Below are 9,256 nucleotides of genomic sequence, written 5' to 3' on the forward strand. Positions count from 1 at the left end.
TTGCCCGCGAAGAGGCCCTCAAGGCTGCTAAAATGCCGGCTCATCACCCAGAGCCGGCATCATGCTTCTCCCTCCCAACGACTGGCTCCCCCAGGCCCCCCTCGAACCCCTCCACCTCGATTGGCTCACCGACATCCAAGTCGCCATCCTGCGCATGGACCTGATCGACCCGCTGATCAGCGGCAACAAATGGTTCAAGCTGATCGAACACCTCGAGGCCGCCGAGCAAGCCGGTTGCGAGGGCATCATCAGCCTGGGTGGTGCCCACTCCAATCACCTTCATGCACTGGCCGCGGCGGGCAAACGCTTTGGTTTTGCCACGGTGGGCCTGCTGCGCGGCCATCCACAACAAACGCCCACGGTCGAGGATTTGCAGGCGTTCGGCATGGAGCTGCACTGGCTCGGCTACGGCGGTTATCGGGCGCGGCATGCGGCGGGTTTCTGGGAGCCTTGGCGTGCTCGTTATCCGACGCTGTACCCCGTGCCCGAAGGCGGTGGCGGCCTCGCGGGCGCTCGTGGTTGCGTTCAATTGAAGGCGATGGTTCGGGATCAGCTGAAGGCGCTGAACTGGAGCGACTACGACGGCTGGTGGCTGGCCTGTGGCACCGGTACCACGCTTGCCGGATTGGTGCTGGCCGAAGCCGGTGAGCGGCCAGTTTACGGCGCAATGGCGGTGCCTGACGACCATGGGGTGGCGCAGCAGGTAGTGCGGATTCTGGAGGAGGCGGGCTCGCTTCGTTCGGCTTATGAACTGATGGACGCCAGCCGGGGTGGTTTCGCCAAGGTCGATGCGCCGTTACTCCAATTCATCGATCAGACCGAACGCTCCAGCGGCATTCCCCTGGAGCCCTTGTACACCGGCAAGGCACTGCTGGCGCTCAGGCAGCAGGTCGAGGCGGGGAAGTTTGCCCGGGGAACGCGGTTGGTCTTTGTGCATACCGGTGGTTTGCAGGGGCGGCGGGGGTTCACTCCACAAATCTAAACAACACCACAAATCCAATGTGGGAGCGGGCTTGCTCGCGAAGGCGGTGTGTCAGTCTCCATAGAAGTTGGCTGACACGGCCTCTTCGCGAGCAAGCCCGCTCCCACATTGGATAGTTGTCAGGTTCAGGAATCGCGATTCACCCGCTTGGGCATCATCCGCAACAGGGTGTTATCCCTGACCACATAATGGTGATACAGCCCCGCCACGGCATGGAGGCCGATCAGCCAGTAGCCGATGGTGCCGGCCAGTTCATGCCATTCCTGCAGCTGCTTGGCGAAGTCCTTGTCCTCTGCCACCAGCAGCGGCAGGTCGACGCCGTAGAACATCACCTGATTACCCTTGGCGCTGGTGGTCAGCCAGCCGAGGATCGGCGTGGCGATCATGAACAGGTACAGCGCCCAGTGCATCAGCTTGGCCAGCGCGGTCTGCCACTGCGGCGAGGCCGGGAAGATCTGTGGTGCGGGGCCGAAACTGCGGGCGAACAGGCGTAGCCAGACCAGGACGAACACCGTCAGGCCGAGCATGAAATGGGATTCCACGATCAAGGTTCGACCACCACTACCCTTGGGGAACATTCCGCGCAGTTCGATGCAGGCGTAAACCAGCGCGAGCAGGACCAGCATCAACCAGTGCAGCGTGATCGATACGGTGCTGTAGCGTGATTCGGAGTTTTTCCAGGGCATTTCGCGTTTCCTCACAGGTCCGGTTTAGAGCCACCGTTCTTGGTCGACGGTGTGCTTTAACTGTAATCCTGTTTCAACGGCTTTGCCTTGGGCTGTTTAACGCTGAAGGCTCTGTTCAGGTAATTGACAGGAAGACGCATTATCCCCCGTCAAACGCGACAGACCTGTGGGAGCGAGCCTGCTCGCGATGAACGCCAGGACAGCGCGGGGCATCAGGTCGCCCGCGTTATCGTTGACATCCATCGCGAGCAGGCTCGCTCCCACAGGTTATGGGGTGCCTCTGTAGGAGCGAGCTTGCTCGCGATGATCGCCAGGACACCGCGGGGTATCAGGTTTTCCGCGTTATCGTTGACGACCATCGCGAGCAAGCTCGCTCCTACAGTGGCAGGGGAGGGGGATCAGCTGGACTGTGGCATCTCGCCCTTGGCCAGGCGCTGGTTGATGTCGGCGATCACGGCCGGCAGGTCGCTGATGGTGTCGATCATGTAGTGAGGGCGCGAGGCTTCGAAGAGGGTGTGGATGCGCTTGCGCTCGCTGTCCAGCGTGGCGCTGTCCAGGGCGCGGAAGCCTTCGTAGTCCAGGCCCAGGGCGTTGCCCGAGCAGATGAGGGCCACGGTCCACATGCCGGCGCGGCGACCTTCGAGGATGCCCGGCACGGTGTCGTCGATCTTCACGCAGGCGGCGACATCGTCGATGCCCAGGGCGATCACGTTGGCCAGGGCCTGGGCCGGCCATGGACGACCGTTCGGCACTTCATCGGTGGCGACCACGTGGTCGGCCACGTAGCCGTTGGTGGCGGCCAGCTCAACGACCTTGTCCATGACCTGTTTCGGGTAGCCGGAGCAGGAGCCGATCTTGATTCCTTGCTGGCGCAGGTTGGCGATGGTGTCCAGGGCGCCCGGGATCAGCGCCGAGTGCTCGGCGATTTTTTCGATCTGCAGCGGCATGAAACGCTGGTAGATCGCGGTGACGTCATCGTCGGTCGGCGTGCGGCCGAACACCTTGTGATAACGCTCGGCGACTTCCGGCAGGTCGCACAGGGTACGGATGTGGTCCCACTTGCCCATGCCCATCGGGCCACGGGCTTCTTCGATGGAAACCTGCACATCGAACTCGGCGAAGGCTTCGACGAAGATCTGGGTAGGGGCGAAGGAGCCGAAGTCGACGACGGTGCCGGCCCAGTCGAGGATGGCGGCTTGCAGTTGGGTTGGGTTGGTGTAGTTCATGGTGATCAGATTCCTGTGGCAACTGGATAATGGGGAGCTGCTTTGGGTGGGAGCGGGCTTGCTCGTGAATGCGGTCTGACATTCAGAATTGATGCCGACTGACACGCCGCCTTCGCGAGCAAGCCCGCTCCCACAGGGAAAGGCGGTGGCGTTTAGATCTCGAGCACTTCCATCTCGCGCAACACTTCGCCGATGGCCGCGACGACTTCGCGCATTTCGGCGGGCTGCACGTGGCCGATGCAGCCGACGCGGAAGGTTTCGACCTGGGTCAGTTTGCCGGGGTAGAGGATGTAGCCCTTGGCCTTGACCCGCTCGTAGAACTCCTTGAACTGGTAGCGCGGGTCTTTCGGGGCGTGGAAGGTGGCGATGATCGGCGCCTGGATTGCGGCCGGCAGGAAGCTGCGCAGGCCCAGCTTGCCCATCTCTTCCATCAGCGCCTGACAGTTGGCGGCGTAGCGTGCATGCCGTGCCGGCAGGCCGCCTTCTTCGTTGTATTGCAGCAAGGCTTCGTGCAGCGCCGCGACCACATGTGTCGGTGGGGTGAAGCGCCATTGGCCGGTTTTCAGCATGTAGGCGTGCTGGTCGAACAGGTCCATCGCCAGGGAATGGGAGTTGCCGGCGGCTGCGGCCAAGGATTCCTTGTTGGCGAACACGAAGCCCATGCCCGGTACACCTTCCAGGCATTTGCCGGAGGCGGCGATCAGCGCGTCGAACGGAATCTTTTGCGCATCGACCGGCAGGGCGCCGAAGGAACTCATGGCGTCGATGATCAGACGCTTGCCGTGCTGCTGGATGACCTGGGCGATTTCCGGCAGCGGGTTGAGGATGCCGGTGCTGGTCTCGCAGTGAATCAACGCGACGTGGGTGATACCGGCATCGGCGCGCAGCAGGCGATCAACGTCGGCGGCGGTGGTCGGTTCGTCTTCGGCGGTTTCGAAGGTGCTGAAGGAGCGACCCAGCACTTCGCAGATTTTCGCCAGGCGTTTGCCGTAGGCGCCGTTGATCAACACCAGGACCTTGCCGTCGCGGGGCACCAGGGTGCCGATCGCCGCTTCCACGGCGAAGGTGCCGCTGCCTTGCAGAGGGACGCAGTGATGGCTGGCGGCGCCGTTGATGATCGCCAACAGTTGCTCGCACAGGCTGGCGGTCAGTTGGTTGAAGCGGTCATCCCATGAACCCCAGTCAACCATCATCGCCTGACGGGTGCGGGCGGACGTGGTCAACGGGCCGGGGGTGAGCAGGATGGGGGCGGCAATACTCATTCTCGTGTCCTCGCAATCGATGGGATGAAGCGTTGGTGCCTAAATTGCAATTTGCCGAGTTATCAATCAAATTGTTTGTTGTTATGCCAGCCATCAGTAGGACTTATTCATGAATCTGTTTCAGCTGCGTGCCTTCGATGCCGTGGCCCGCGAGGGCAGTTTCACCCGCGCCGCCGCGCGCCTGTTCATCAGCCAGCCGGCGGTCACCGGGCACATCAAGGCGCTGGAGGAGCACTACCAGATCACCCTGTTGCGACGTACCGCGCGCCGGGTGGAATTGACCGAAGAGGGCACCAAGCTGGCGGCCATCACCCGGGCGATGTTCGGTCTGGCCGAGGAAGCGCAGGTGATGCTGGAGGCGAACCGGCAGTTGCTCACCGGTCGCCTGGAAGTCGCGGCGGACGGCCCGCACATGGTCATGCCGATGCTGGCGAGCCTGCGTGCGCGGTATCCGGGGATCACCGTGAACCTGCGTCTGGGCAACGCTCAGGAAACCCTGGCTGCGCTGCTGTCCGAGCATGCCGACGTGGCGGTGCTGACCGAAGTCGAGCCGCGCAAGGGCCTGCATCTGCAAGCCCTGAGCGAGTCACGGATTTGCGCACTGGTGCCGGAGAATCATCCGTGGGCGCGCAAGACCAAGGGCGTGCCGCTCAAGGAGCTGGATCAGGTGATCATGGTGTTGCGCGAGCCCAGTTCGATCACCCGGCGCACCTTCGACGAGGCCTGCGCTCAGGCCAAGGTGAACCCGCGGGTGCTGCTGGAACTGGACAGCCGCGAAGCGGTGACCGAGGCGGTGGCGGCGGAATTGGGGGTGGGCGTGGTGTCGTCGGTGGAAGTCAGCCATGACCCGCGGGTGGCGGCGGTGCCGATCATTGGCGAGGGGCTGGTGAACCGGCACATGATGGGGTGCATGGAGCGGCGGCGGGATTTGCGGTTGATACAGGCGTTTTTCGGGTTGGTGCCTGGCAAGTAGACCGAGTCGCGGCCTTCGCGGGCAAGCCCGCTCCCACAGGTTTTTTGGTGTACATGAATTTTTTGAACGACACATAACCCTGTGGGAGCGGGCTTGCCCGCGAAGAGGCCAGACCTGCCTACACCAGACTCTCGCGCACCATCTCCAGAAACGTCGCCACGATCCGCCGCGAACTCTGCTCCCTCAAACACACCAATGTCTCGGTCAAGCGCCGCTTGCAATCGGTAATCGGCAACGCACACACCCTGGAATCCGCACCGAACTCGGCCGCCGAAACCACCCCCACGCCAATCCCCACCACCACCGCTTCGCGCGCCGCTTCCCGGCCTTCGACCTGGATCGCCGGCCTGATGCGAAACCCGGCGCCGGCCATTTCCTCTTCCAGCGTCTGGCGCGTCACCGAGCCGATTTCCCTGAGCACCAACGGCGTGTCGTCGAGATCCGCCAGGCAGATGGATTCGCGGTCGGCCCAGGGGTGATTGCGCGACACGAACGCCACCATCGGATCGTTGCGCAGCGGCAGGGAGATCAGGCGTTCGTCGCTGACCTCGCGGCCCAGCAACGCAAGGTCAGCCTGATAGTTGAACAGGCGGAACAGCGATTCGTCGGTGTTGCCGGTTTCGATCTTCACGCTGATGCCGGGATAACGCTCGCAGAACCGGGCGATCTGCGGCAGCACGTGCACCGGTGCATCCACCGCCAGGATCAGGCTGCCGGTCTGCAAGGCCTGGGAGTCCTGCAACAGTTCCTGGGCCTCGGCTTCGATCACAAACAGTTTCTGCGTGACGCCCAGCAGACGCTCCCCCAGATCGGTCAGGCGTACCGAGCGTTTATTGCGGTGAAACAGCAGCACCCCGTAGCGTTCTTCGAGTTTGCGCACCTGATCGGAGATCGCCGGCTGCGTGAGGAACAACCGCTCGGCGGCTTTGGTGAAGCTTCCGTGCACGGCCACCGCGTGGAAAGCCTTGAGCTGAGCATGGGAAACCGACATCGAACCTCCAGTAACAAGCAGGGCTTATTTTTGAAATACGATAAATCGATTTTACTTATTAATCAGTAATTGTTTCCATCCTCTCCAGCCCCGCTGACTGGCCAGTCGAACAGCTCGGGTGCCATGAGACTGTGCGTGCAGTACGCAGGACTCATCTGACCGGTATCCGCCGCAGGGACAGGGCGATATCGCAGTGCTCAACAATAAAAACACAGGCGTTTTCTTCCAATTCTGCCGGCACACTCACACCCTGAGGTCAGAACCACAATGAACAAGCACATCGGCACCATCAAGCGTTGGCGCGTGCAGATCTTCGCGATCACCTGGCTCGCCTACGCCGCTTTCTACTTCACCCGCAAAGCGTTTTCCGTTGCCAAGCTCGGCATCGGCGAAGACCCGACGTTCATGCTCGACAAAATGGCCATGGCCAACCTCGACGCCATCTACCTGACCGCCTACGCCGTCGGCCAATTCACCTGGGGCATCCTCGCCGACCGCTTTGGCCCGCGAGTGGTGGTGCTGGGCGGATTGCTGATTTCCGCGGCCGCAGCGCTGGTGATGGGCAGCTTCGCGACCTTGCCGATCTTCGCCACCTGCATGTTGATCCAGGGCCTGGCGCAGTCCACGGGCTGGTCGGGGCTGTGCAAGAACCTCGGCAGTTTCTTTCCCTCCCAGCAACGCGGGCGGGTGCTGGGGCTGTGGAGTTCCTGCTATGCGTTCGGCGGCCTGGTGGCATCGCCGTTCGCCGGATGGTGGGCCTATACGGCGATCGGCTCCTGGCACGCGGCGTTCATTTCCAGCGCGGCGGTGGTCGGTGTGGTGGCGGTGCTGTTCTTCATCTTTCAGCGCAACAAACCCGAAGACGTTGGCCTGCCAGCGGTTGAGCCGGAACCTGAACTGAGTGCGGAAGAAGCTCGCACCCAAAGCAAAACCAGCTTTCTGGCACCATTGAAAGACATACTGCGCAATCGCACGGTGCTGGTCCTGGGGCTGGCGTACTTCATGTTGAAGCCTGCGCGCTACGCGATTCTGCTCTGGGGCCCGGTGATCGTTTTCGAACAGATGCCTTCGGTGGGCAAGGTGGGCGCGGCGATCATTCCGACCGCCTTCGAGCTGGCCGGATTGCTCGGGCCGATCCTGATCGGGCTGGCCTCGGACAAAATCTTCGGCGCGCGCAGGATGCCGGCGTGCGTGATCAGCCTGCTGGCACTGACCGTGTCGCTGGCGTTTTTCATGGGCGCGCTGCACACCGGCAGCGTGGCGTTGGTGGTGGCACTGCTGTTCGTCATGGGCCTGACCCTGTATGGACCGGACTCGATGATCAGCGGCGCGGCCGCGATCGATTTCGGCACCGCCAAGTCCGGTGCCACCGCGGCGGGCTTCGTCAACGGATGCGGTTCGGTCGGGGCGGTCCTGGGCGGTTTGCTGCCGGGCTATTTCGACTCCGTCACCGTGTTCATCGTTTTCGCCGGCTGCGCGATGTTCTCCGCGCTGGTGCTGATCCCGCACTGGAACAGCCGCCCCGGTGGCCTGAAAACCAATTATCCGTTTGTGCCTAACCAGCCGATGACCGTAAAACCCCTGCGTACCTGAACCCCGTCCCGCGTCGCCTGCTGCGGGTGCGGCAGGCTGGCGCGTGGCTATCTGACCGGAGATCGACCCCCATGAGACCTTTTTGGCTCGACCAGGCCCTCAAGGCTGAAACGTCCGACAGCTGCCCGCCACTGCAAGGCGATGCTCGCGCCGACGTGTGCATTGTCGGCGGCGGCTACACCGGGTTGTGGACCGCGATCATGCTCAAGCAGCAGAACCCCGAACTGGACGTGCGGCTGATTGAGGCCGATATCTGCGGCGCCGGAGCCAGCGGGCGCAACGGTGGTTGCGCATTGTCCTGGTCGGCAAAATATTTCACCCTCGAGCGCCTGTTCGGCGTCGAGGAAGCGGTGCGTCTGGTCAAGGAGTCCGAGCGCAGCATCCACGCCATCGGCGCGTTCTGCGAGCAGTACGGGGTGGATGCCGATTACCGACTCGACGGCACCCTCTACACCGCGACCAACCGTGCCCAGGTCGGCTCGACCGACGCGGTGATCGCCGCCCTGGAACGCCAGGGCATCAACTCTTTCACACAAAGGCCGCTGGCCGATGTGCAGCGCATGGCCGGCTCCAGCAAGCACCTGGAAGGCTGGTTCTCTCGGGCGGCGGCCAGTGTGCAGCCGGGCAAACTGGTACGCGGTTTGCGCCGGGTGGCCCTGCAATTGGGGGTGAAGATTCATGAACACACCGCGATGACCGGGCTGGAAGAAGGCAAGCCGGCGGGGATTCAGACCGCCAACGGCACCATTCGCGCCGATCGCGTGGTACTGGCGATGAACGCCTGGATGGCCCGGGCTTTCCCGCAGTTCGAGCGCAGCGTGGCGATTGTTTCCAGCGACATGCTGATCACCGAACCGCGTCCGGATCTGCTCAACGAAATCGGCTTGACCAGCGGCGTCACGGTGCTCGATTCGCGGATCTTCGTGCACTACTACCACAACACGCCGGACGGCCGGATCATGCTCGGCAAGGGCGGCAATACCTTCGCCTATGGTGGGCGCATGTTGCCGGTGTTCGACCAGCCGTCGCCTTATGCCGGCCTGTTGCAGAGCAGCCTGGCAGACTTCTTCCCGGCGTTTGCCGACGTCAAGGTCGAGGCGACGTGGAACGGGCCGTCGGATCGCTCGGTCACGGGGCTACCGTTCTTCGGGCAGATGAGTGCCAGTGGCAACGTGTTCTATGGGTTTGGATATTCCGGCAGCGGCGTCGGGCCTTGCCATATGGGTGGGCAGATATTGGCGTCGATGGTTCAGGGGCTGGACAACCCGTGGACACGTTCGCCGCTGGTGAATGGGCCGCTGGGGTTTTTCCCGCCGGAGCCGATTCGTTATTTGGGTTCGTTGATGGTGCGCAATGCGATTCGTCGCAAGGAGCGGGCGGAGGATCATGGGCGCAGGCCACGGCATCTGGATGTGCGGTTGGCGAAGTTTGCGGCGGCGGCGGGGAAGGCTGATAAAGGATAAAAGCAGCGGCAAGTTTCAAGCTGCGAGCTGCAAGTTTTGAAGCTGGATAGATGACTTTGTGGCGAGGGGGCTTGCCCCCG

8 protein-coding genes are annotated in these 9,256 nt (G+C 62.8%); 4 read left to right on the forward strand and 4 right to left on the reverse strand.

The window, feature by feature from the left end; translation table 11 throughout:
• Positions 1–61 precede the first annotated feature (61 nt).
• Complete coding sequence (locus K9857_RS28225; RefSeq protein ID WP_224541521.1) at positions 62–982, forward strand: 1-aminocyclopropane-1-carboxylate deaminase/D-cysteine desulfhydrase; 921 nt, start codon at positions 62–64, stop codon at positions 980–982.
• Positions 983–1,107: 125 nt separating this feature from the next.
• Here K9857_RS28225 and K9857_RS28230 read toward each other — a convergent pair whose 3' ends face one another.
• From K9857_RS28230 to K9857_RS28240, 3 genes are all read right to left on the reverse strand, one after another.
• Complete coding sequence (locus tag K9857_RS28230) at positions 1,108–1,668, reverse strand: cytochrome b (protein WP_224541523.1); 561 nt, start codon at positions 1,666–1,668, stop codon at positions 1,108–1,110.
• Between the two features lie 398 nt (positions 1,669–2,066).
• Complete coding sequence (phnX, locus tag K9857_RS28235; protein WP_224541524.1) at positions 2,067–2,894, reverse strand: phosphonoacetaldehyde hydrolase; 828 nt, start codon at positions 2,892–2,894, stop codon at positions 2,067–2,069.
• 152 nt (positions 2,895–3,046) lie between these two features.
• Positions 3,047–4,156 carry a 2-aminoethylphosphonate--pyruvate transaminase gene (locus tag K9857_RS28240; protein ID WP_224541526.1) on the reverse strand — a complete coding sequence of 370 codons (1,110 nt, stop codon included), beginning with the start codon at positions 4,154–4,156 and terminating at the stop codon, positions 3,047–3,049.
• Between the two features lie 109 nt (positions 4,157–4,265).
• On the opposite strand from K9857_RS28240, the gene K9857_RS28245 reads away from it, so the two are divergent.
• On the forward strand, positions 4,266–5,129 hold the full coding sequence (locus K9857_RS28245; RefSeq protein ID WP_224541528.1) for a LysR substrate-binding domain-containing protein: 864 nt from the start codon (positions 4,266–4,268) through the stop codon (positions 5,127–5,129).
• A 118-nt stretch (positions 5,130–5,247) separates the two neighbouring features.
• On the opposite strand, the gene K9857_RS28250 is transcribed toward K9857_RS28245, so the two are convergent.
• Positions 5,248–6,120, reverse strand: coding sequence for a LysR family transcriptional regulator (locus K9857_RS28250; RefSeq protein WP_224541529.1), 873 nt, complete (start codon positions 6,118–6,120; stop codon positions 5,248–5,250).
• Positions 6,121–6,387: 267 nt separating this feature from the next.
• On the opposite strand from K9857_RS28250, the gene K9857_RS28255 reads away from it, so the two are divergent.
• Positions 6,388–7,713, forward strand: a complete 1,326-nt coding sequence (locus tag K9857_RS28255) for an MFS transporter (protein WP_224541531.1) — start codon at positions 6,388–6,390, stop codon at positions 7,711–7,713.
• A 71-nt stretch (positions 7,714–7,784) separates the two neighbouring features.
• Positions 7,785–9,176: an FAD-dependent oxidoreductase gene (locus K9857_RS28260; RefSeq protein WP_224541533.1), complete on the forward strand. Its 1,392-nt coding sequence runs from the start codon at positions 7,785–7,787 to the stop codon at positions 9,174–9,176.
• The last annotated feature ends 80 nt before the right edge of the window (positions 9,177–9,256 follow it).

It is taken from the genome of Pseudomonas sp. REP124, assembly GCF_020164475.1.
GTDB lineage: Bacteria > Pseudomonadota > Gammaproteobacteria > Pseudomonadales > Pseudomonadaceae > Aquipseudomonas.